The following is a 22,248-nucleotide window of genomic DNA, read 5'->3' as shown; positions in this document are numbered from 1 at the left end:
CGTTAGAAAAATTGAAAATTTTTTAAAGTCCGATTAAACCTTTTGGTAAAATTATAGTCAAAGAAGCAAATGAAAAAGAACAAGCTACCATACAAATTGGATTCGGGACTTAAGGTTCCCGATAACTATTTTGATGATCTCACCAGTCGTCTTATGGATAGCATTGATTCTGATTCTACCGGTAACAACCCACTTTTAACCGAAATAGAAAGTAGTGGTTTTAAAGTACCGGAAGGTTATTTCGAGAATTTTGAAGTAGAATTATCTCCTAAGGAAGAGAAGGAAACCAAAGTAATTCATCTTTTCAGCAAAAGGAATCTATATTATGCTTCAGGAGTGGCTGCCATTTTTATCGCTGTTTTTAGTACAATCTTGTTAAATCCCTCTCCTGAATATACCTGGGAGAACGTAGAACTTTCTGCCATAGAGAATTATTTAGATGCCGGTTATACAGATATGTCGCCATCAGAAATTACCAATTTTTTGTACGAAGGAGATTATGTTGTGGAAACAAATTTTGATAATGTAAATTCTGATGCAGTTTACGATTATCTGGACGAAAATGTGGAAGATCCTGCTTATATACTTGAATAACACGTTATGAAGAAGTTTTTATTTGTTTTATTTTTCTTTTCCTGTTTCTGGCATGTCAATGCACAGGATGATAAGGAGCGCATAAAAGCCCTGAAAACGGCTTTTATTACTCAGGAAATGGAAATGAGCAATAAAGTAGCTCAAAAGTTCTGGCCGGTTTATAATGAATATGAAACCAGGAGACGGGAGCTTCATGAAGAAGAAGACAACAAACTAAAGGACACAGAATGCGTTAATGAACAAGAGGCAGAAAAAATGCTTTCTGAATATCTGGACATAGAGCGAAAAGAATACGTTATAAAAAAGCAGCTTTTTGAAGATCTAAAAGAAATATTTTCGGCAAAAGAAATAATAGAGCTGCATAAACTCGAAGATGAGTTCCACAAAAAGCTAATTAGAGAATACAGGGCGAGGAAACATCGTGAAGAAGAAAATAATAGTAAGAAATAAAGATTTTATAATTTTTGGTTGGTTAGTTAGTTAGTTAGTGTATTCCGGACGATTAATTTTGTCCGGAATACTCTTTTTATACCGACCCATTTTCTCTGTATTATTTAAATGTCAGCATCGCAATCCTTCCTTTTCCCGCGGCATAAGCGGTAGAATCATTCATAAATCTCAGGGTATAAAAACCTTCATCTGAAAGTTTTTCCCAGCTTTTTCCTCCATTTTTACTATAGGAGATTCCGGTAAATCCAACGGCAACAATTTCGTCACCTTCAGAATTTGGCAAATATCGCACTCCGCTTTTGTAGCCGGGCTCCTCTCCTTCTCCAACCAACTCCCATGTTCTCCCGCCATCTGTGGTTACTGCTTTATTTCCCATATTTCCTTCAGGAGAAGTGTAATCCCCACCTATAATTATTCCGTTACTTTCATTATAAAAATCCATGCTGTAACCTCCGGTTGTAGATTTTCCTTGCACCATCGGAGTTTCAAAAACTTCCCAGCTTTTACCTTTGTCGGGAGAGTAAAATATCCTGGACTTCATTCCGCCGCTAAGAATCCAGGTATTGTCTCCCTGTATCGCGATATTGGAATTGCTTGCGGCAAAAGCGGCTTCCCCCTCTTCAGTTTCAGGTAGCATATCGCAGTCCAGTTTTTTCCAGTTTTGGCCGCCGTCCCTAGTGACGATCACAGAAAGGCAATTATCGGTAGGATCGCCCATGGCAATACCTTCCCGGTCATTCCAAAAAGCCAGGGAATCGTAAAATACCTTTTCATTCTCTTCTTTATAGACAAGTTTCATCTCTCCATTTTCTCCGGTTTTATAAAGAAGAGCAGGATTTCCAACACTCAGCATAAAAAAATCGTTCGCAGTACTCGCCACAGCCCTGAATTCTGGCGTTGCACCGTTATATTGCTGTACATTCGTCTTCCAGCTTCCTTCTGCGGCATTATACAAGCCATAAACACCATTATTTCCGGCAAAGGCATGGTTATTTCCAATAACTTCAATCGCCCTAACACTTAGCAAATCGTCCTCCAGGATTGTCTGCACATTAACTGAAGAAATAAACGGCTTTTTATTATTTTCTTCTTCGGAAGGAGTTCCTTGTTTATTTTCAGTTTTGCAGGAAACAATTAATAATATAGAGAGGTAAAGTAGTTTTTTCATATTCAGAATAAATTATATAGTAGGCCGAAAATTGCCATTTTAGGCATTGCTTCAAAGATAAATTTTTCCGAAGCAAAAAACCGTACCTTTGCAGCCTTAAAATTATTTTATGCGCTTACACAGAAATTTGGTTTTTGCCACTATAGATGCTTTATCAGATATTTTTAATGAAGGAAAGTATGCAGACAAAGTGATTGCAAATGCCTTGAAGAGAGACAAAAGATGGGGTTCCAGGGATAGAAGTTTTATTGCTGAAACCACTTATGATATCGTAAGGTGGAAACGTCTTTATGCCGAAATTGCCGAAGTAAAAGAACCTTTTTCCCGTGAAAACCTTTTCCGACTGTTTGCAGTTTGGGCAACCCTGCGCGGAATTGAATTACCAGACTGGAAACAAATTGAAGATACACCAACCCGAAGAATCAAAGGAAAATTTGACAGCTTAAGCCAAATTAGAAAATTTAAAGAATCCATTCCCGATTGGCTCGATGAACTGGGCGTAAGAGAACTTGGCGAAGAGACCTGGACCAAAGAAATCAATGCGTTAAATAACACCGCCCCGGTTGTAGTGCGCACAAATTCGCTGAAAACTTCCAAAGAGAATTTAAAGGAAGAATTTCTGAAAGAAAATATTGAAACCCATTCCCTTAAAGACTATCCTGAAGCCCTTGAACTTAACGAAAGAGCCAATGTTTTTAGGACAAAAGCATTCCAGGATGGCTTTTTTGAAGTACAGGATGCCTCTTCCCAGCAAGTGGCTCATTTTCTCGAAGTGGAGCCGGGAATGCGGGTTGTGGATACTTGTGCCGGTGCAGGAGGAAAATCCCTTCACCTCGCTGCATTAATGGAAAATAAAGGGCAAATTATTGCGCTGGATATCTACGGAAATAAATTGAAAGAACTAAAACGCCGCGCCAAGCGTGCCGGCGCCCACAATATTGAAACCCGCGAAATTGATACTACCAAAGTCATCAAGAAACTATACAATAGTGCAGATCGTGTATTGATTGACGCACCTTGTAGCGGACTTGGAGTCCTTAGCAGAAATCCTGATGCCAAATGGAAACTACAGCCCGAATTTATCGACAGGATCAAAGCCACACAATCTGAAATCTTAGATAGTTATTCCAAAATCGTGAAATCCGAAGGAAAAATGGTTTACGCGACTTGTTCTGTATTGCCTTCTGAGAATCAGGAGCAGGTAGAGAAATTCCTTGCCAGGGAAGAAGGAAAAAATTTCAGGTTGATTAAAGATCAGAAATTACTTTCTTCAGAAACCGGCTACGACGGATTCTATATGGCTTTGCTGGAAAAAACGAGTTAGATTTTTTTACCACGAATCCACGAATAATTTTGAAGTAACGATTCGTGGATTCGTGGTAAAACTAGAGGTCGAAAATTGCTATTTTTTAACATCATCTTGATAATCTAATAAAGACCTACAAGGAATAAGATTTTGCAAGTCTGTACGATTTGGATTTCTGAAATCCGAGAATCTTTTCTGCGATATCAGCCACGTCTGCGGGAGCATCACAAAGTTATTCGTGGATTCGTGGTGGAACGAATGGTCGAAAATTGTCATTTTTGAACCTCCTCCCTTTTTCCTTATACTTCAGAGTGCTCAACATGCTATCCTGCAAGGCCTTTTCTTGACCTTGTAGGTATGATTCTAATCTGAAAATGTCCCTTTACGGATATAAATTTCAAACCTACGGGGTTTTGAAAACCTCGCAGGAATTATTTGCTTCCCGTTCCTTACTAAATGCCGATAATTGCCATTTTCAGGTATTACCTCTAAAAAATTAGAGAAAACAGAAAAATTCGTCCCTCGTACTTCTAACTTCGTACCTGAAATATACCGATAATTGCCATTTCAAGCATGTCACTTTACCTCAAAAATTTCCCAATTCACAACAATTAAAATTCACCTGAAAAGCCTAAATTTGTGCTTTCTCAAACACTATTAAACAACCAGGAATGATCCTTTTCTTCGGAACCCAAACAACCAAGGTTTTTGCAGTAGAAGCGCACAACAACCTTTCTGCACAAGATATATCAAAGTTAAACTGGCTTTTTGGCGACGCAAAAAAATTCAATAAATCTGCTCTGGCAGATTTTTTTGTTGGTCCGCGTGCCGCAATGATTACTCCGTGGAGTACAAATGCTGTAGAAATTACCCAAAATATGGGAATTGAAGGTATTGTAAGGATAGAAGAATTCTTGAAAGTAGATGAAAATTTTACCGATTTTGATCCTATGCTCTCGCAAAAATATAACGGACTTGACCAGGATATTTTTGATATTCATATAAATCCCGAGCAGATAGTTGAAGTGGACGATATTGAAGCTTACAACCAAAAGGAAGGACTGGCACTTAATATCGAAGAAGTCGCATACCTTCAGGGATTAGCTGATAAATTGGGACGAAAACTTACAGATTCTGAAGTCTTTGGTTTCTCCCAGGTAAATTCTGAACATTGCAGGCATAAAATCTTCAACGGAACTTTTGTTATTGACGGCAAAGAAAAACCCTCTTCCCTCTTCAAACTCATCAGAAAAACTTCCGAAGAAAATCCGAATGAAATAGTTTCCGCATATAAAGATAACGTTGCTTTTGTAAAAGGGCCAAGAATTGAACAATGGGCACCAAAGTCGGCTGACGTTCCCGACTATTACCAGGTTAAAGATTTTGATTCGGTTATTTCCCTTAAAGCTGAAACCCATAATTTTCCGACGACCGTAGAGCCTTTTAATGGTGCGGCAACAGGAAGTGGCGGGGAAATAAGAGACCGGCTTGCTGGTGGAAAAGGTTCTTTGCCTCTTGCCGGAACCGCTGTCTATATGACTTCCTATTCAAGATTGGAAGAAAACCGAAGCTGGGAAAAAGGGATGAAAGAGCGGGAATGGTTGTACCAGACTCCTATGGATATCCTGATAAAAGCCTCTAACGGAGCTTCAGATTTCGGAAATAAATTCGGACAACCTTTAATTTCCGGTTCTGTACTCACTTTTGAACATACCGAGCATGAGCGGCAATTGGGCTACGATAAGGTGATCATGATGGCCGGTGGTGTTGGTTATGGAAAAGCAGACCAGGCACAAAAAGATATTCCGAAGAAAGGAGATAAAATAGTAATCCTTGGTGGTGAAAATTACCGGATTGGAATGGGCGGTGCCGCGGTTTCCTCCGCAGACACCGGGGAATTTGCCAGCGGAATCGAACTTAACGCTGTGCAGCGTGCAAACCCCGAAATGCAAAAACGCGCGGCCAACGCAATCCGCGGAATGGTGGAAAGTGACGAAAATCCAATTGTTTCCATTCACGATCACGGTGCAGGCGGACATTTAAACTGTCTTAGCGAACTGGTAGAAGAAACCGGCGGAAAAATTGATCTTGAAAAACTTCCTGTAGGCGATCCAACCCTTTCAGCAAAAGAAATTATCGGCAATGAGTCCCAGGAACGTATGGGACTGGTGATTGGCGAAAGCAAATTGGAAATGCTGAAGAAAATTGCCGATCGTGAGCGTTCGCCAATGTATGAAGTTGGTGATGTGAGCGGAGATCACCGCTTTACTTTTGAAGGAAAAACTCGGGGAGAAAAGCCTATGGACCTGGCGCTGGCAGATATGTTTGGCAGCTCGCCAAAAACGATAATGACCGATAAAACGGTAGAAAGAAATTATGAAGGATTAGAATATTCTTCAGAAGATATAAAAGGCTATCTACAGGAAGTGCTTCAACTGGAGGCCGTTGCCTGTAAAGACTGGTTGACAAATAAAGTAGACCGTTGTGTTACAGGTCTTGTGGCCAAGCAGCAAACGGCTGGCCCTTTGCAACTTCCGCTTAATAACTGCGGAGTGATGGCACTGGATTACAAAGGAAAGGAAGGGGTGGCAACTTCTATTGGGCACTCCCCTATTTCAGCTTTGGTAGATCCTGTTGCGGGCTCCAAAAATTCTATTGCAGAAGCGCTTTCGAACATCATTTGGGCGCCGCTGGAAAAAGGATTAAAATCTGTTTCCCTCTCGGCAAACTGGATGTGGCCTTGTAATAATGAAGGTGAAGACGCGCGTTTGTATGAAGCGGTACAGGGAGTTTCAGATTTTGCGATTGCTTTGGGAATAAATGTTCCTACCGGAAAGGATTCCCTTTCGATGAAGCAAAAGTACAAAGACAGCGAAGTGCTTTCTCCGGGAACCGTGATCATTTCGGCTGCCGGACATTGTGACGATGTTACTAAAGTTGTGGAACCGGTGCTTCAAAAAGATGCGGGCGACATCTACTACATCAATTTATCGCAGGATTCTTTTAAACTTGGAGGCTCTTCTTTTGCCCAAATCCTGAACAAAGTAGGCAACGAAGTACCAACGATAAAAGATGACCAGAAATTTGCCGATATTTTCTATAATATCCAAGCGCTTATTAAGAAAGAAATGATTGTTGCCGGTCATGATGTCGCTTCGGGAGGTTTGATAACCACGTTATTGGAAATGTGTTTTGCCGATGTGAATTTAGGAGCAGAGCTTGATCTTTCTGCTTTAAATGAAAAGGATATGGTAAAACTTTTGTTCAATGAAAACTGCGGAATTGTTTTCCAGGCAAAAGATGATTTAGCTGAAAAAGTATTAGCTGAAAATAATATCGAATTTTTTAAGATTGGGCGTACAACTGAAGGAAACGAACTTAAAATCACGAACGGAACAGAAAACCTGAAGTTTAATATTTCAGAATTAAGGGATGTCTGGTACAGAACTTCATTTTTACTGGACCAGAAACAAAGCGGAAAAGATAAAGCTACAGAGCGATTCAATAACTACAAAAATCAGCCGCTGGAATTCAAATTCCCCGCACATTTCACCGGAAAACTCCCGGTTCTCAACTCCGCTCGACCTGACAAGAAAATAAAAGCGGCAATAATCCGCGAAAAAGGTTCAAATTCTGAAAGGGAGATGGCAAGAGCGATGTACCTCGCCGGTTTTGATGTTAAAGATGTACACATGACCGATCTTATTAGCGGCCGGGAAACCCTTGAAGATATTAAATTTATTGCTGCCGTGGGAGGGTTTTCAAATTCGGATGTTTTAGGAAGTGCAAAAGGTTGGGCCGGTGCTTTCCTTTATAACGAAAAAGCAAAAGCCGCTTTGGATAACTTCTTTAAAAGGGATGACACCCTTTCTATAGGAGTTTGTAACGGCTGCCAGCTTTTTATTGAAATGGGGCTAATTAACCCAGATCATGAAGAGAAACCTAAAATGCTTCATAATGAATCGGGTAAATTCGAATGCACATTTACTTCAGTAGAAATAAGTGAAAATAAGTCGGTTATGCTGGAATCGCTTTCAGGAAGTAAGTTGGGGATCTGGGCTGCACACGGCGAAGGAAAATTCAGTTTTCCCTACGCAAAAGAGCGCTACAACATCGTTGGGGAATATGTTTTTGATACTTATCCTTCCAATCCTAATGGTTCACATCACAATACCGCTATGCTAACGGACGACAGCGGAAGGCACCTGGTTATGATGCCACACCTGGAACGTTCTACTTTTCAATGGAACTGGGCCTATTACCCCAAAGACAGAAAAGATGAAGTAACGCCATGGATAGAAGCTTTTGTAAATGCCAGAGAATGGCTGGAGCAAAAAGCTTAAATTAACTTTAAAAATATTCGGATTTTTACAGGCCTCTCAAACTACATTTTGGGAGGTCTATTTATTTCTAAACTACAGGAAAAGACTGTTGCAGTCAGCTTAATTTGTTAATATCACTTACTTCCAAAATCGTTTTAGAATAACCATTCATAGTGGCTTCTAGCATTGCCAGTCCTACCTCATCTGTAGTAGAAAAAGCATTGGGAAATAATTTTTGCCCCAGATTATGGAGCCAGCGGGAATATTGGTGAAATCCAGGTGTCTGCTTCGCTTCTTTTCTGGGTTTCATTATAGCCGGACGAAAATTGTAAACCTGGAGCGGTAATTTTTGCAAATCCTGTTCGGTTTTACCTTTAACCCTTGCCCACATTAATTTCCCATTGGGGTTAGTGCCTGCACCAGATACGTATATGAAAACGGCATCGGGATTTTGAGCACTAAAAATTTTAGCGAATTGCAAGGTTAGATCGTGAGTCACTCTGCGGTATTCTTCTTCCTTCTTTCCTATTGCTGAAATTCCGGCACAGAAAAAGCAGGCATCGTATCCGGTTATTTCATTTCGGATTTTTTCAACATTGAAAAAGTCCTTCAGAATAATTTCTTCAAGCTTTTCGTGATAAATTCCTGATGGGCTACGGGTAACCACCAATATTTGTTCTACTTCAGGTTGTTCCAGACAAACCCGAAGAACACCTTCACCTACCATTCCCGTGGCGCCGGTAAGAATAATTTTAAGCCCTGAATTTGTCATTCGCCTGAGATTTAGATTTTATGGTTAGATTCAATAGAAAAGAATTGTTTGGTTAAAAAGATTTTTTCAACCAGAAAAATATTAAAAAACACCTTTTCCAAAGAGATTGAAAAAGGTGTTTCCAAAATTTCTAAAAGTTTTTTAATTAGTTATTGTTCAATGGATATTCGTCAAAAATCTCATTTACTAAATCACGCATGGCTACCGTATTCCTCTGGTCATAAAGGGCATCTGAAGTAATCCCTTTCCAGACAGTTTCTTTTGTCTGCCTGTCTACCAGGTTGATGACCACAATACCTTCTTCATAAGCATAAGTATCTGTATCATAACCCATTATTCCTCCTCCAAAAGTATTATAACCACGGTAGTAATAAGAACCATAGTAAGGGCTTACCGCACCTACCCCTGCGGTATAGGGATAAGTTGCATATACCGGATCTGTAGTAGTTTCCCTTTCAATTTCGGTAGAAGTGCTAATTAGCACCAAAAGATCTGGATTGTCCCTATCTAAGGTATAACCGGTCTGCTCCATATTTTGATTAACTGTTTCTACAATCATGCGATTTACATTTTCATCATTGTAACCTTTGCCGGGAACTTCCACATTAGTATTGGGCAGGTAAGCAAAAGTACTATACTTGCTAAGATCTGTGTCCATAGGTTTAACCGTTTGTACCCGCGGCCCACAACTCAATACCATTATTAGTATTGAACAAAATAAAATAGATTTCATAGCTTTCATAATCTGTGTTTTTTTAACATTGAATCAATAAGTTACATAGTTAATTGAGAAAATTTCAACGAAGCCTTAGATTTAAAATCAGTTTAACGAAAATCGGGTATTTTTAATACAATGTTGGCAGGAAAAAAACGAGCAGAGCCATAGATAACAGATTTAAGAATAATTAGATAATAATTTTTATGTTCAATACTTGGTAAAATAACACTTCTTTTTTTAAAAATTCCATTTGATATAGGATAGAAAATTGCTATTTTGCAGAGAATCCCATATAGCAGGACGTATGACAGAGATAAAAAGACTTTTTGATTTTCCATATTATCAGTTGGAGAATCATCCCCTGGAAAAAGCTTTAAGTACAAAATATAATAACGCCTGGGAATCAATTTCTACACAGCAATACATCGACAGGGCCAATACCATGAGTAGGGGACTTCTTAGGCTTGGAGTAAAACCAAACGATAAGATTGCCGTTATCTCTAGTTCCAATAGAACAGAATGGAACATTCTTGATATTGGCGTTTTGCAGATAGCAGCTCAAAATGTACCTGTTTATCCAACAATTTCTGAAGAAGATTATGAGTATGTCCTAAACCATAGTGAGGCTACTTACTGTTTTGTTTCTGATGAAGAAGTCCTGCAAAAACTTAATGCCATTAAAGGAAAAACAAAACTCAAAGAAGTTTACAGCTTTGATGAAATTGCCACCTGTAAGAACTGGAAAGAAGTGATGAAACTGGGGGAAGATAAGGGAAATCAGGACGAAGTGGAAAAGTTAAAAAAATCTGTAAAGTCCAGTGACCTTGCAACCTTAATCTACACCTCCGGCACTACAGGAAGACCCAAAGGCGTGATGCTTTCTCATGAAAATATAGTAAGCGATGTTTTGAACAGTGCCCCGCGGGTTCCGTTTGAATTTGGAACTTATGTGGGTCTAAGTTTTCTTCCGGTATGCCACATATTTGAAAGGATGATTCTTTACCTTTACCAGTACTACAGTGTTTCCATTTATTTTGCTGAGTCCATCGATAAAATAAGTGACAACCTTAAAGAAGTAAAACCGCATGTAATTACTGCAGTTCCAAGATTATTAGAAAAAGTTTACGATAAAATTATTGCAAAGGGAAATACCCTTAGTGGAATAAAAAGAAAACTTTTTTATTGGGCCGTGGAACTGGGCTTACAATATGAGCCTTATGGTGCAAACGGCTGGTGGTATGAGACCAGGTTGAGCCTTGCCAGAAAATTGATCTTCTCCAAATGGAAAGAAGGACTGGGAGGAAATATTGATCTAATTGTTTCGGGTAGTGCTGCCTTACAGCCAAGACTCGCAAGGGTTTTTGCTGCAGCTGAAATTCCGGTTATGGAAGGTTACGGATTAACAGAAACCTCTCCTGTAATTGCTGTTAATGATGAACGGAACAAAGGCTTTAGAATAGGGACTGTAGGAAAAGTTATAGATAATGTAGAAGTGAAAATTGCTGAAGACGGGGAAATTCTCACCAAAGGCCCCAATCTTATGATCGGGTATTATAAGGATGAAGAAAAAACCAGAGAAGCCATAAATTCAGATGGATTTTTTCACACCGGGGATATTGGCAAAATTGATAAAGATGGATTTTTGAAAATTACCGACAGGAAAAAAGAGATGTTCAAAACTTCCGGAGGAAAATATGTTGCTCCTCAAATTATCGAGAATATTATGAAGCAATCCCGTTTTATAGAACAAATTATGGTTATTGGGGAAGGTGAAAAAATGCCTGCAGCTTTCATTCAGCCAAACTTCGAATTTGTACGGGATTGGGCAGAACGCAAAAAAATTGATATTGGTGATTCCAACGACGCTCTTGTGAGAAATTCTGAAGTGATTTCAAGAATACAGGAAGAAGTTGATTTTTATAATATAAAATTCGGTCACTGGGAGCAGGTAAAGAAATTTGAATTAATACCCGAAGTGTGGGGAATCGATAACGATCAGCTTACTCCTACCATGAAACTGAAGAGAAGAAACATTAAAGATCGTTACTCAGATCTATATGATAAAATTTACCAGCATTAATTACTGATTTTCAAAATAGTATATGTATTTTAAACTCTCCGCCACCGGAGAGTTTTTTTCAGCCTCTAACCTAAAACTTTTAGATTCCTATAATTTTTGCCTGTCTTTTATTATGCATGCATAATATTTTTTGCTAACTTTGGAATTCACAGACAAAAACAATGAAGGAAAAAACCATTGATTACGTATTGCGGGCTACCTGGATGGCAGTTTCCAAAATGTATAATGAAGAAGCCGGAAAAGCAGGAAGCACCATGGCTACAGGTTTTGCACTCCTGAGTATAGATCCCGAAAACGGAACACCCTCTACCTCTCTTGGACCTAAAATGGGAATGGAAGCCACCAGTTTGTCACGTATCCTTAAAACCATGGAGGAGAAAGGATTGATCCTTAGAAAGAAAAACCCGGAAGATGGTAGAAGCGTTCTTTTGCATCTCACTGATTTTGGGAAGGAAATGCGGGATTTTTCAAAAAGAGTTGTCTTGCGGTTTGATGAAGCTGTAAAAGAAAATGTTACGCCTCAAGAACTGGCCACCTTCAATAAAGTTGCCAATACCATCACCGACCTTATTTCTGAAAGAAAAATCTACAAAGAAGAAATCAGCTTAAATAAATTAGAAACCGACCAATAGTGATATAAATGGTACAGACATTTTTATTGATATCTCTGCCAAAAAACGAAATGTATGAAACGAAGAATTAATAAAGTTGCCGTTATAGGCTCCGGAATTATGGGAAGCGGGATTGCCTGCCACTTTGCCAATATTGGTGTGGAGGTATTACTGCTGGACATTGTTCCCCGCGAACTAAATGACAAAGAAAAAAAGAAAGGCCTGACTCTCGAAGATAAAGCTGTAAGAAATCGTATTGTAAACGATTCTCTCCAGGCTTCTTTAAAATCCAAACCTTCTCCAATTTACCATCAGGATTTTGCTAGGCGAATTAAAACCGGAAACCTTGAGGATGATATTTCCAAAGTTTCTGAAGTTGACTGGATAATTGAAGTTGTCGTAGAACGGCTGGATATTAAACAACAGGTTTTCGAGAATCTGGAGAAGCATAGAAAAGAAGGAACTTTAATTACTTCAAATACCTCGGGAATTCCAATCCAGCAAATGAGTGAAGGAAGAAGTGAAGATTTTCAGAAGCATTTCTGTGGAACGCATTTCTTCAATCCACCAAGATATCTGCGGTTATTCGAGATTATTCCCGGGCCAAAAACTTCACAAGAAGTTCTTCAGTTTCTAAATGAATACGGAGAAAAATTCCTCGGAAAAACTTCAGTAGTAGCAAAAGACACTCCGGCATTTATTGGAAACCGGGTGGGTATTTTCAGCATTATGAGCCTTTTCCATACGGTTAAGGATATGGATATGACCATTGAAGAAGTAGATAAACTTACCGGGCCGGTAATTGGCCGCCAGAAGTCGGCTACCTTTAGAACCGTTGATGTTGTTGGGTTGGACACCCTGGTACACGTTGCAAATGGCTTGCATAAAGGTGTTCCCAATGATGAAGCCCACGATCTCTTTGCACTTCCGGACTTTATCCAGACCATGATGGACAACAAATGGTTGGGAAGTAAAACCGGACAGGGCTTTTATAAGAAAATCAAAAAAGACGACGGCTCCAGCGAAATCAAATCCCTTGATTTAAACACGCTGGAATATCGGGATCAAAAAAAGGCAAATTTCGGCACACTGGAGCAAACCAAGACCATAGATAAAGTCGAAGACCGTTTTGAAGTGCTTATAAATGGAAAAGACAAAGCGGGGGAATTCTACAGAAAAAACTTTTCTGCTTTGTTTGCTTACGCTTCAAACCGAATTCCGGAGATAACCGATGAGTTTTATAAAATTGATGATGCCATGCGTGCCGGTTTTGGCTGGGAGCATGGACCATTCCAGATATGGAATGCCATTGGTGTAGAAAAAGGAATTGAAATGATGAAAGCGGAAGGTTACGAGCCTGCCGCATGGGTAAACGAAATGCTGGAAAGCGGAAATAAGAGCTTTTATACCGTAAAAAACGGTAATACCTATTATTATGACATTCCGAAGAAAGAACAGGTAAAAGTTCCCGGCCAGGATGCATTCATTATCCTGGACAACATCAGGGAATCCAAAGAAGTCTTTAAAAACAGCGGAGTTGTAGTTGAAGATCTTGGCGATGGAATCCTGAATGTGGAATTCCGAAGTAAGATGAATTCCATTGGTGGTGATGTTTTAGACGGAATAAATAAAGCGCTTGATATTGCTGAAAGAGATTATCAGGGACTGGTAGTTGCCAATAATGGTAAAAATTTCTCTGTGGGTGCAAACATTGGGATGATATTTATGATGGCTGTAGAGCAGGAATATGAAGAACTGAATATGGCCATTAAATATTTTCAGGATACCATGATGCGCATGCGCTACTCCTCTATTCCCACAGTTGCCGCACCACACGCGATGACGCTGGGCGGCGGATGTGAACTTTCACTGCATGCAGATAAAGTTGTTGCCGCAGCCGAAACTTATATTGGTCTTGTTGAATTTGGAGTTGGTGTTATTCCAGGCGGTGGTGGTTCCAAAGAAATGACGGTAAGAGCTTCAGATACTTTTCAAAAAGATGATGTAGAGCTTAACAGGTTAAGAGAGCACTTCCTTACGATTGGAATGGCAAAGGTATCCACATCAGCATACGAAGCTTTTGACACCAATATTCTTCAGAAAGGAAAAGATATTGTAGTAGTGAATCCGGACAGGCAGCTTGCGATTGCCAAGAAACATGCCCTATTAATGGCAGAAAACGGATATACAAAACCAATCCATAGAACAGATATTAAGGTACTTGGAAAACAGGCTCTTGGAGCATTCCTGGTAGGTACAGACCAGATGTTTGCAGGAAAATATATAAGCGAGCACGATAAGAAAATTGCCAACAAGTTAGCCTACGTGATGGCCGGAGGAGATCTTTCTGAAGCGTCTTATGTAAGTGAACAATACCTACTGGACCTGGAACGGGAAGCTTTCCTTTCCCTTACCGGAGAACGCAAAACTCTGGAAAGACTTCAGCATATGTTGCAGAAGGGGAAACCGCTTAGGAATTAGAAGCCCCACCCAGCCTCCCCAAAAGAGGAGGAGTAAAAGACGTTCTGGAAAAATTTTGTTTAATAAAATCCTGTTGTTCTCTTTAAAGGAACAAGGATAAAAAAATCCTATTAACCCCTAATAGGTGTTCCCCCTTCGGGGGATAGGGGGCTTATATGAAAACAGCATACATAGTAAAAGCATATAGAACCGCAGTGGGAAAAGCTCCCCGCGGAGTGTTTCGGTTTAAAAGGCCCGATGAACTGGCAGCCGAAACCATAGAGCATTTAATGAAAGAGCTGCCGCAGCTCGATAAAAAACGTATTGACGACGTGATGGTTGGAAATGCGATGCCCGAAGCTGAACAGGGGCTCAACATGGGACGTTTAATTTCCCTGATGGGACTGGATATTGAAGATGTTCCCGGCGTGACTGTTAACCGCTACTGCGCTTCGGGAATTGAAACCATTGCAATGGCTTCGGCTAAGATCCAGGCGGGAATGGCAGACTGTATTATCGCGGGTGGTTCAGAAAGTATGAGCTACATCCCAATGGGTGGTTACAAACCCGTTCCCAATTATCAGGTTGCTAAGGAGGGCCACGAAGATTATTACTGGGGAATGGGACTTACTGCAGAAGAGGTGGCAAAAAGGTACAATATCAGCCGTGAAGATCAGGATGAGTTTGCCTTCAATTCTCATCAAAAGGCACTAAAAGCTTTAAAGGAAGATAAATTTAAAGATCAGATCGTCCCTATTGAAGTCGAAGAAAATTTTATTAATGCTGAAGGGAAAAAGGAAACCCGAAAGTATACTGTGGACAAAGATGAAGGTCCACGTGCAGATACTTCTGTAGAAGCACTTTCCCGTCTAAGACCGGTGTTTAGAGAAGGAGGAAGTGTAACTGCAGGTAATGCTTCCCAAATGAGCGACGGTGCTGCTTTTACGATGGTAATGAATGAAGAAATGGTAAAAGAATTAAATCTGGAACCTATTGCCCGACTTGTAAGCTATGGCGTTGCCGGAGTAGATCCAAGGGTAATGGGAATTAGCCCTGTAATCGCCATTCCTAAAGCTTTAAAGCGCGCCGGACTTAAAAAAGAGGATATGGAACTTGTAGAGCTTAACGAAGCTTTTGCTTCCCAATCCCTCGCGGTAATCCGCGAGACAGGATTAAACCCAGATCTCGTAAACGTGAACGGCGGAGCAATTGCCATGGGTCACCCTCTGGGATGTTCTGGAGCAAAACTATCTGTTCAGATTTTTGATGAAATGCGTAAAAGAAATCTCAAAAATAAGCATTGTCTTGTCACCATGTGTGTTGGAACCGGACAGGGAGCTGCGGGAGTTTATGAGTTTCTTTCGTAGAAAAAAGAATAGAGAGAAAAGAATAGAGAAAATATAAATGACCCAAAGAAAAAGGCATAATTATAAAAATCTCAAGATTTGGAAGTTAGGTCTTGAGATAGCTAATGATACTTCGGATCTATTACTCACATTCCCTAATCATGAAAAATATGATTTGAGTTCTCAAATGAGCCGATGTTCTATTTCCGTGCCTAGTAATATAGCCGAAGGTTCTGCTAAAACAGAAAAAGGTTTTTCTCATTATTTGGACATTTCTTTAGGATCTTCTTTTGAATTAGGTACTCAACTTTTAATAGCAAAGCATAAAAATTATATTAATCAACAACAATTAGAAAACTTAGAAGGAAAAGTGCAACAAATTCAGCGAATGATTTCTAAATTCATCGATACCTTGTCCTAATTCCTGGCTCTTTTTTCTTGATTCAATTAATAATATACAAAAATGAGCAATACAACATTAAATTCAAAAGAATTACTCCGCGGTGGCCAATTCCTGGTAAAGGAAACCAGCTGCGAAGATGTTTTCACTCCCGAAGACTTTAACGACGAACAAATAATGATGCGCGATTCTGTTAAGGAATTTGTGGAGCGTGAGATCTGGCCGAACAAAGAAGAGTTCGAAAAGAAGAACTATAACTTAACAGAAGAGATCATGCGCAAGGCCGGGGAACTTGGTTTCCTTGGAGTAGCAGTTCCGGAAGAATACGACGGGCTGGGAATGGGCTTTGTTTCCACGATGTTGGTTTGTGATTATATATCGGGCGCCACCGGCTCTATCGCCACTGCTTTTGGTGCGCACACAGGAATTGGTACAATGCCGATTACACTTTATGGAACTGAAGAACAGAAGAAAAAATATGTTCCAAAATTAGCGACCGGGGAATGGTTTGGCGCTTACTGCCTTACGGAGCCGGGAGCGGGTAGTGATGCCAATTCCGGAAAAACAAAAGCAGTTCTTTCTGAAGACGGAAAACACTACAGCATTAGCGGACAAAAAATGTGGATCTCCAACGCAGGTTTTGCAAATGTATTTATTGTTTTCGCAAGGATTGAAGATGATAAGAACATCACCGGCTTTATAGTTGAAAATGACCCAAAAAACGGGATCACCTTTGGCGAAGAAGAGACAAAGCTGGGAATCCACTCCTCCTCTACCCGCCAGGTTTTCTTTAATGACACCAAGGTTCCGGTTGAAAATATGCTTTCTGAAAGGGGAAATGGTTTTAAAATTGCCATGAATGCATTGAACATCGGGAGGATTAAACTTGCCGCAGCTTCTTTGGATGCACAAAGACGAGTGACCGACCTCTCTGTAAAATATGCCAACGACAGAGTTCAGTTTGATACCCCAATTGCGAAGTTTGGTGCTATAAAATCGAAGCTTGCAGAAATGGCAACTTCGGCTTACGCCGGGGAAGCAGCGTCTTACAGGGCGGCAAAAAATATTGAAGATCGTATCAACCTAAGATTAGAAAGTGGAAATTCCCATGCTGAAGCTGAACTTAAAGGAGTTGAAGAATATGCTATTGAATGTTCGATCTTAAAAGTAGCCTGTTCTGAAGATATCCAGAATTGTAGTGATGAAGGGATTCAGATTTACGGCGGAATGGGATTCTCTGCTGATACCCCAATGGAATCTGCATGGAGGGATGCCCGTATTGCCAGAATTTACGAAGGCACCAACGAGATTAACCGCATGCTTGCCGTTGGAATGCTGGTTAAAAAAGCCATGAAAGGGCATGTTGATCTTCTGGGGCCGGCTACAGCTGTGGCAGATGAGTTAACCGGAATCCCATCTATGGACAAACCCGATTATTCCGAATTATTCGCAGAAGAGAAAGAAATGGTCGGCAAGCTTAAAAAGGTATTTTTAATGACTGCCGGGAGCGCCGTACAAAAATTTGGACCTCAACTGGAAGAACATCAGCAGCTTTTAATGGCTTCCGCAGATATTTTAATTGAGATCTACCTGGCGGAATCTGCTATTTTAAGAGCAGAAAAGAATGCTAAACGTTTTGGTGAGGATGCTCAAAAGGAGCAAATCGCCATGGCCAAGCTTTATCTGTATCATGCTGTAGACACAGTGAACCAAAAGGCTAAAGAGGGAATTGTATCTTTTGCTGAAGGTGACGAGCAGCGTATGATGCTTATGGGACTAAAACGTTTTACAAAGTATCAGAATCAGCCGAACGTTATAGAATTACGTAATACCATTGCTGAAAAATTGACTTCAGAAAATAAATATTGCTTTTAAGCATACTGTTTGTTGCACAAAGAGGCTGTCTAAAAAGTAGTTTTAGGCGGCCTTTTTATTTCATTAAATATAAAAAATTTGCTATCTTACTCCTTTTACATTCATTTTAAGGCTGTATAATGCGTCCATTGCAGTAATAAATAAAGTCTGCCTATCCTTTCCTCCAAAAGTGACATTTGCCGTCCAGTTCTCATCTATTTTAATATGCTTAATTTGTTTTCCGTTTTTATCAAAAACCGTTACGCCATCACCAGTTATGTACACATTCCCCTGGTGATCTAAAGTCATCCCATCTGAATCCATTTCTACAAATAAAGATTTATCGCTTAAACTACCATCTTCAGCAATAGTATAAGAATAGGTTTTTTTATCTCCAATATCTGCTATATAAAGTGTTTTTCCATCTGGAGTTCCTATTATCCCGTTAGGCTGCACAAGGTCGTCCACCACCATAGTAAGCGATTTCGAACCCGGTGCCAGGTAATATACATTTTGACTTTCCAGATCGGGAGATGTGCGATCCCAGTAAGGCCTTTGGTAATAAGGATCAGTCAGGTAAATCCCTCCATCTTCAGCTATCCAGAGGTCATTAGGGCCATTTAATTTTTTCCCCTCAAAATCATCTACAAGAACTTCAATATCCTTATTGGGGCTTATTTTGATGAGCTGAAATTCTTCATCTGCACAGGCTATGAGATTGTTTTCATCATCAAAATAAAGTCCGTTAGATCTTCCCGCTCCTTCCATAAAAACAAAAACTGAATCAGCTTCAACATCATATTCAATAATATGGTCATTTGGTTGATCTGTAAAGAACACATTCCCATCCTTATCTGCCGCCGGGCCTTCAGTAAATTCGTAGCCATTTGCTACCAGTTGTAACTCTGCTCCTTCCGCAACAATGTCCTTATCCTGTGCATTACAATTTTGCAAGGCAAACATTAAACTGGCAATTGCAGATAAAAAAATAAATTTCGTTTTCATACATTTTGTTTCTTAAGGTCGATAATTGGCATTTTTAAGCTTCTATTTTTTAGTCTACTGGATCTTTCCTTAAAGATATAAGAACAGCAGGAAAAATTCTTCAAAAACTAGAAAGATCGTATTCCTTGACTGAAAAATGAATGCATGTAAAGTTAAAAAGAGCATAATTCGAGCTACTTTAGTTTAAAGAGAATCATTTTTTATATAGTTTTAAGGGAAATGATGTGAAAAAGATCCCCTTTATGGAAGAATTAAATCAGGAGTTCATTCAATATATAGTTGCAGGTATAATTCTCCTTATTGTATGTTTCGTAGCAAGTTTTTATATCCTGAAGAGAGTAGGTAAAGACCCTAATAATATCTTACCCGTTAATTTTGCAAATCGAATAAGGGTGCCGTTGTTGATTTTCCTCGGAAGCCTCCTCTTGAAAATTGCAATTATTGGTAGATTATTTTCATTTGAGTACACCTACACCATTGTTGGACGCCTCAGCACTATTGGAATAATCCTGAGCGTTGCCTGGTTCCTTATTATTTTTCTCAAAGTTTTTAAAGCCCAAATGCTAAAGAAATATGATGTTGATACCGAAGATAATTTAAAAGCCAGGAAGGTTTATACCCAATTTATGATACTGGAAAATATCATAATTTTTATCATCGTCCTGCTCGCAGTGAGTATTGCCCTTATGACTTTTGAGAGTATCCGTTCTGTGGGAGTAAGCTTATTAACTTCCGCAGGAATTGCCGGGATTATTATTGGTCTGGCAGCCCAAAAAGCCATTGGTACTCTACTTGCGGGTATCCAGATTGCCTTAACGCAACCCATAAGGCTGGAGGATGTGGTTATTGTTGAAGGAGAATGGGGCAAAATTGAAGAAATCACCCTCACCTATGTGGTAGTCCGCATTTGGGATAAGAGAAGGCTGGTGGTTCCTTCTACCTATTTTATTGAAAACACTTTTCAAAACTGGACACGACAATCTGCAGATATATTAGGTACCGTATTTATTTATACGGACTATGAAATTCCTTTCGACAAATTAAGAGAAGAACAAACCCGGCTTCTTGAAGCCACTCCCCTTTGGGATAAGCAGGTGAACGTGGTACAGGTTACCGATGCTACAGAAAAAACAGTGGAAATAAGATTACTGGTAAGTGCCAAAGATTCGTCAACGGCATGGGACCTCAGGGTATATCTACGTGAAAACATGTTAAAGTTCATCCAGAAAAATTACCCTGAGAGCCTGCCGAAAACAAGAATCAGTATTCCTGCACAAAAAACTTTAGAAGACTCCTAAAAAGTTTTCTTCAGAAACTAAACCTTTACTAAAGTTTGCTGCAGTTTCTATAAGTGCGAGGTGAGAATAAGCCTGCGGGAAATTCCCCAACAACCGTTTGGTCTCAAAATCGATATCTTCACTGAAGAGCCCTAAATGATTACTGTAGGAAAGGAGTTGTTCAAACATAGCTTTTGCTTTCTCCTTTTCTCCTATTTTATAAAGGCTGTCAATAAGCCAGAAAGTACAAATGGTAAATGATGATGTAGGTTCTCCAAAGTCATCTTTATTTTTATAGCGGTACATCAATCCATCACGGCAAAGTTCTTTTTCTGTTGCCATCACGGTACTTACAAAACGGGGATCTTCTGCTTCAATAAACCCGTAAGACTCCATTAAAAGAGTGGAAGCATCAAGATCTTTTGAATTGTAGGACTGTGTATAAGCCTGGATTTCCTCATTCCAGCCATTGTTATAAATATCATTGTATATGTCTGCACGCAAGGTCTTCCATTTTGTATCATTAACCCCCATACGCAACACTTCGCCAATTTTAATCGCCCTGTCTATGGCCACCCAACAAAGGAGTTTCGAAAATACAAAGTGTCGATCTTCAGTTCTAAGTTCCCAAATACCTTTATCTGGTTTTTGCCAGTTTTCTTCAACAATCATAACAATTCCGCGAACAATTGTCCATAACTCCTCGCTGTTCTCCAGGGAGGTTTCAAACTGTAGGAATTGCTGGTAAATCACTTCCATTAAAATTCCGTAGATGTCGTTTTGTTTCTGAATATAAGCGGCGTTACCCGTTCTCACCGGAGCAGAACCTCTATAGCCTTTTAAATGATCCAGGATATGTTCGGTAAGTTCTTTTTCGCCGTTTATACCGTACATTATCTGAATTTTTTCATCCTTGTGCGGAATAATATCAATAATAAACTGAAGAAATTCTTTTGCAGATTGTACATGTCCCAGTCCTGCCATCACCTTAATAACCATAGAGGCATCCCTAATCCAGCAAAATCTGTAATCCCAGTTACGTTCTTCACCTATTGTTTCTGGTAAGGAAGTGGTCGCTGCGGCCAGTACCGCACCAGATTTTTTATAACTTAACGCCTTAAGTACCAATGCGCTTCTCATAATCTCGTTGTGGTAATGAGAATACCTGGTTGTCTTTTCACTCCAATTCATCCAGTAAGTCTTCGTCCTTTGAAATTTAAGGTAAGACCTGTCCAGCGTTTGAGGTATAAGTTTTTCATGATACGCCAGCAAACAGTAGGAATTTTCTTCTAAAATTATTTCCCTTTGTTCAAGAATATCATCTAAATTAAAACTAGAATATAAAAAGAGGGAGTCATATTTCCCCTCTCTCGTATAACTCTTAATGTAAGCACCTTTATTTTCGTTAAATGTCTCCTCCCTGGCAAATTCCAGACGAGGATTATAAATAATCCTAAGTTTCGGGGCTCCTTTTAAAATTCTGAAAAACCGTACTATATCTGGCGGAGCGTAGTAAGAACCATCGTCCCGGGAGTATCTTGGCATAAAATCTATAAGCTGAAATGCATCTTCACCATTATCGAACACTGTACTTAAAATGTTGGTTTCCCAAAGGTATTCTTGCGTTATATTGTAATCATCACCTGTATTTATTTCAAAACTTCCTCCGATCTCATCGTCTAGAAGTTTTGCGAAAATTCCTGCTGAATTGAAATTGGGGAGACAACACCAGTCCATAGAACCTGTTTTTGAGACCAATGCGGCACTCTTACAGTTTCCAATTATTCCGTAATCTAAATTTTCCATATTATCTTAAAGTTCTTTTAAAAGAATGGTATTCTAATATCATTTTCGGAAATTTAAGAAAATTCAACTTTGCTGCAAC

General features: G+C 39.6%; 16 protein-coding genes. 11 read left to right on the top strand and 5 right to left on the bottom strand.

Features of this window, described 5'->3' with window-relative positions; translation table 11 throughout:
* Positions 1-69 precede the first annotated feature (69 nt).
* The gene (locus tag RM529_RS06680; protein WP_311483980.1) at positions 70-594 is read left to right on the top strand and encodes a hypothetical protein; all 525 of its coding nucleotides are present in this window, start codon (positions 70-72) and stop codon (positions 592-594) included.
* Between the two features lie 6 nt (positions 595-600).
* Entirely contained in the window at positions 601-1,044 is a 444-nt protein-coding gene (locus tag RM529_RS06675) for a hypothetical protein (RefSeq protein ID WP_311483979.1), read from the top strand.
* 100 nt (positions 1,045-1,144) lie between these two features.
* Here RM529_RS06675 and RM529_RS06670 read toward each other — a convergent pair whose 3' ends face one another.
* Positions 1,145-2,212 (bottom strand): WD40/YVTN/BNR-like repeat-containing protein, encoded by a 1,068-nt coding sequence (locus RM529_RS06670; RefSeq protein ID WP_311483978.1) that lies wholly within the window; start codon positions 2,210-2,212, stop codon positions 1,145-1,147.
* Positions 2,213-2,321: 109 nt separating this feature from the next.
* On the opposite strand from RM529_RS06670, the gene RM529_RS06665 reads away from it, so the two are divergent.
* Positions 2,322-3,536 carry an RsmB/NOP family class I SAM-dependent RNA methyltransferase gene (locus RM529_RS06665; protein ID WP_311483977.1) on the top strand — a complete coding sequence of 405 codons (1,215 nt, stop codon included), beginning with the start codon at positions 2,322-2,324 and terminating at the stop codon, positions 3,534-3,536.
* Positions 3,537-4,189: 653 nt separating this feature from the next.
* A complete protein-coding gene (gene purL / locus RM529_RS06660; protein ID WP_311483976.1) occupies positions 4,190-7,861 on the top strand; it encodes a phosphoribosylformylglycinamidine synthase in 3,672 nt (1,223 codons plus the stop codon).
* 94 nt (positions 7,862-7,955) lie between these two features.
* Here purL and RM529_RS06655 read toward each other — a convergent pair whose 3' ends face one another.
* Positions 7,956-8,612, bottom strand: a complete 657-nt coding sequence (locus RM529_RS06655; RefSeq protein WP_311483975.1) for an NAD-dependent epimerase/dehydratase family protein — start codon at positions 8,610-8,612, stop codon at positions 7,956-7,958.
* Positions 8,613-8,757: 145 nt separating this feature from the next.
* Positions 8,758-9,354 (bottom strand): DUF4136 domain-containing protein, encoded by a 597-nt coding sequence (locus tag RM529_RS06650; RefSeq protein ID WP_311483974.1) that lies wholly within the window; start codon positions 9,352-9,354, stop codon positions 8,758-8,760.
* A 280-nt stretch (positions 9,355-9,634) separates the two neighbouring features.
* Here RM529_RS06650 and RM529_RS06645 point away from each other — a divergent pair, with 280 nt between their 5' ends.
* From RM529_RS06645 to RM529_RS06620, 6 genes are all read left to right on the top strand, one after another.
* Positions 9,635-11,410, top strand: coding sequence for an AMP-dependent synthetase/ligase (locus tag RM529_RS06645; RefSeq protein ID WP_311483973.1), 1,776 nt, complete (start codon positions 9,635-9,637; stop codon positions 11,408-11,410).
* A 161-nt stretch (positions 11,411-11,571) separates the two neighbouring features.
* Entirely contained in the window at positions 11,572-12,042 is a 471-nt protein-coding gene (locus RM529_RS06640; protein ID WP_311483972.1) for a MarR family winged helix-turn-helix transcriptional regulator, read from the top strand.
* A gap of 54 nt (positions 12,043-12,096) precedes the next feature.
* Positions 12,097-14,502, top strand: coding sequence for a 3-hydroxyacyl-CoA dehydrogenase/enoyl-CoA hydratase family protein (locus tag RM529_RS06635; protein ID WP_311483971.1), 2,406 nt, complete (start codon positions 12,097-12,099; stop codon positions 14,500-14,502).
* A gap of 155 nt (positions 14,503-14,657) precedes the next feature.
* Entirely contained in the window at positions 14,658-15,848 is a 1,191-nt protein-coding gene (locus tag RM529_RS06630) for an acetyl-CoA C-acyltransferase (RefSeq protein ID WP_311483970.1), read from the top strand.
* A gap of 37 nt (positions 15,849-15,885) precedes the next feature.
* Complete coding sequence (locus RM529_RS06625; RefSeq protein ID WP_311483969.1) at positions 15,886-16,248, top strand: four helix bundle protein; 363 nt, start codon at positions 15,886-15,888, stop codon at positions 16,246-16,248.
* A 42-nt stretch (positions 16,249-16,290) separates the two neighbouring features.
* Entirely contained in the window at positions 16,291-18,102 is a 1,812-nt protein-coding gene (locus tag RM529_RS06620) for an acyl-CoA dehydrogenase FadE (protein WP_311483968.1), read from the top strand.
* Positions 18,103-18,183: 81 nt separating this feature from the next.
* Here the strand turns inward: RM529_RS06620 and RM529_RS06615 are convergent, their stop codons facing one another.
* Positions 18,184-19,086: an SMP-30/gluconolactonase/LRE family protein gene (locus RM529_RS06615; protein ID WP_311483967.1), complete on the bottom strand. Its 903-nt coding sequence runs from the start codon at positions 19,084-19,086 to the stop codon at positions 18,184-18,186.
* Between the two features lie 242 nt (positions 19,087-19,328).
* Between RM529_RS06615 and RM529_RS06610 the strand changes: the two genes are divergently transcribed.
* The gene (locus tag RM529_RS06610) at positions 19,329-20,384 is read left to right on the top strand and encodes a mechanosensitive ion channel family protein (protein ID WP_311483966.1); all 1,056 of its coding nucleotides are present in this window, start codon (positions 19,329-19,331) and stop codon (positions 20,382-20,384) included.
* Here RM529_RS06610 and RM529_RS06605 read toward each other — a convergent pair.
* Complete coding sequence (locus RM529_RS06605; protein ID WP_311483965.1) at positions 20,370-22,169, bottom strand: glycoside hydrolase family 15 protein; 1,800 nt, start codon at positions 22,167-22,169, stop codon at positions 20,370-20,372. The two genes, RM529_RS06610 and RM529_RS06605, sit on opposite strands and share 15 nt — an antisense overlap.
* Between the last annotated feature and the right edge of the window lie 79 nt (positions 22,170-22,248).

The sequence above is a fragment of the Autumnicola edwardsiae genome, from assembly GCF_031846505.1.
Taxonomy (GTDB): domain Bacteria; phylum Bacteroidota; class Bacteroidia; order Flavobacteriales; family Flavobacteriaceae; genus Autumnicola; species Autumnicola edwardsiae.
This window is presented reverse-complemented; position numbering and strand designations above follow the sequence as displayed.

What these genes read in the sequence shown, in the direction of transcription:
- RM529_RS06680 (WP_311483980.1), top strand. Translation starts at nt 70, where the DNA reads ATGAAAAAGAACAAGCTACCATACAAATTGGATTCGGGACTTAAGGTT.
- RM529_RS06675 (WP_311483979.1), top strand. Translation starts at nt 601, where the DNA reads ATGAAGAAGTTTTTATTTGTTTTATTTTTCTTTTCCTGTTTCTGGCAT.
- RM529_RS06670 (WP_311483978.1), bottom strand. Translation starts at nt 2,212, where the DNA reads ATGAAAAAACTACTTTACCTCTCTATATTATTAATTGTTTCCTGCAAA.
- RM529_RS06665 (WP_311483977.1), top strand. Translation starts at nt 2,322, where the DNA reads ATGCGCTTACACAGAAATTTGGTTTTTGCCACTATAGATGCTTTATCA.
- purL (WP_311483976.1), top strand. Translation starts at nt 4,190, where the DNA reads ATGATCCTTTTCTTCGGAACCCAAACAACCAAGGTTTTTGCAGTAGAA.
- RM529_RS06655 (WP_311483975.1), bottom strand. Translation starts at nt 8,612, where the DNA reads ATGACAAATTCAGGGCTTAAAATTATTCTTACCGGCGCCACGGGAATG.
- RM529_RS06650 (WP_311483974.1), bottom strand. Translation starts at nt 9,354, where the DNA reads ATGAAAGCTATGAAATCTATTTTATTTTGTTCAATACTAATAATGGTA.
- RM529_RS06645 (WP_311483973.1), top strand. Translation starts at nt 9,635, where the DNA reads ATGACAGAGATAAAAAGACTTTTTGATTTTCCATATTATCAGTTGGAG.
- RM529_RS06640 (WP_311483972.1), top strand. Translation starts at nt 11,572, where the DNA reads ATGAAGGAAAAAACCATTGATTACGTATTGCGGGCTACCTGGATGGCA.
- RM529_RS06635 (WP_311483971.1), top strand. Translation starts at nt 12,097, where the DNA reads ATGAAACGAAGAATTAATAAAGTTGCCGTTATAGGCTCCGGAATTATG.
- RM529_RS06630 (WP_311483970.1), top strand. Translation starts at nt 14,658, where the DNA reads ATGAAAACAGCATACATAGTAAAAGCATATAGAACCGCAGTGGGAAAA.
- RM529_RS06625 (WP_311483969.1), top strand. Translation starts at nt 15,886, where the DNA reads ATGACCCAAAGAAAAAGGCATAATTATAAAAATCTCAAGATTTGGAAG.
- RM529_RS06620 (WP_311483968.1), top strand. Translation starts at nt 16,291, where the DNA reads ATGAGCAATACAACATTAAATTCAAAAGAATTACTCCGCGGTGGCCAA.
- RM529_RS06615 (WP_311483967.1), bottom strand. Translation starts at nt 19,086, where the DNA reads ATGAAAACGAAATTTATTTTTTTATCTGCAATTGCCAGTTTAATGTTT.
- RM529_RS06610 (WP_311483966.1), top strand. Translation starts at nt 19,329, where the DNA reads ATGGAAGAATTAAATCAGGAGTTCATTCAATATATAGTTGCAGGTATA.
- RM529_RS06605 (WP_311483965.1), bottom strand. Translation starts at nt 22,169, where the DNA reads ATGGAAAATTTAGATTACGGAATAATTGGAAACTGTAAGAGTGCCGCA.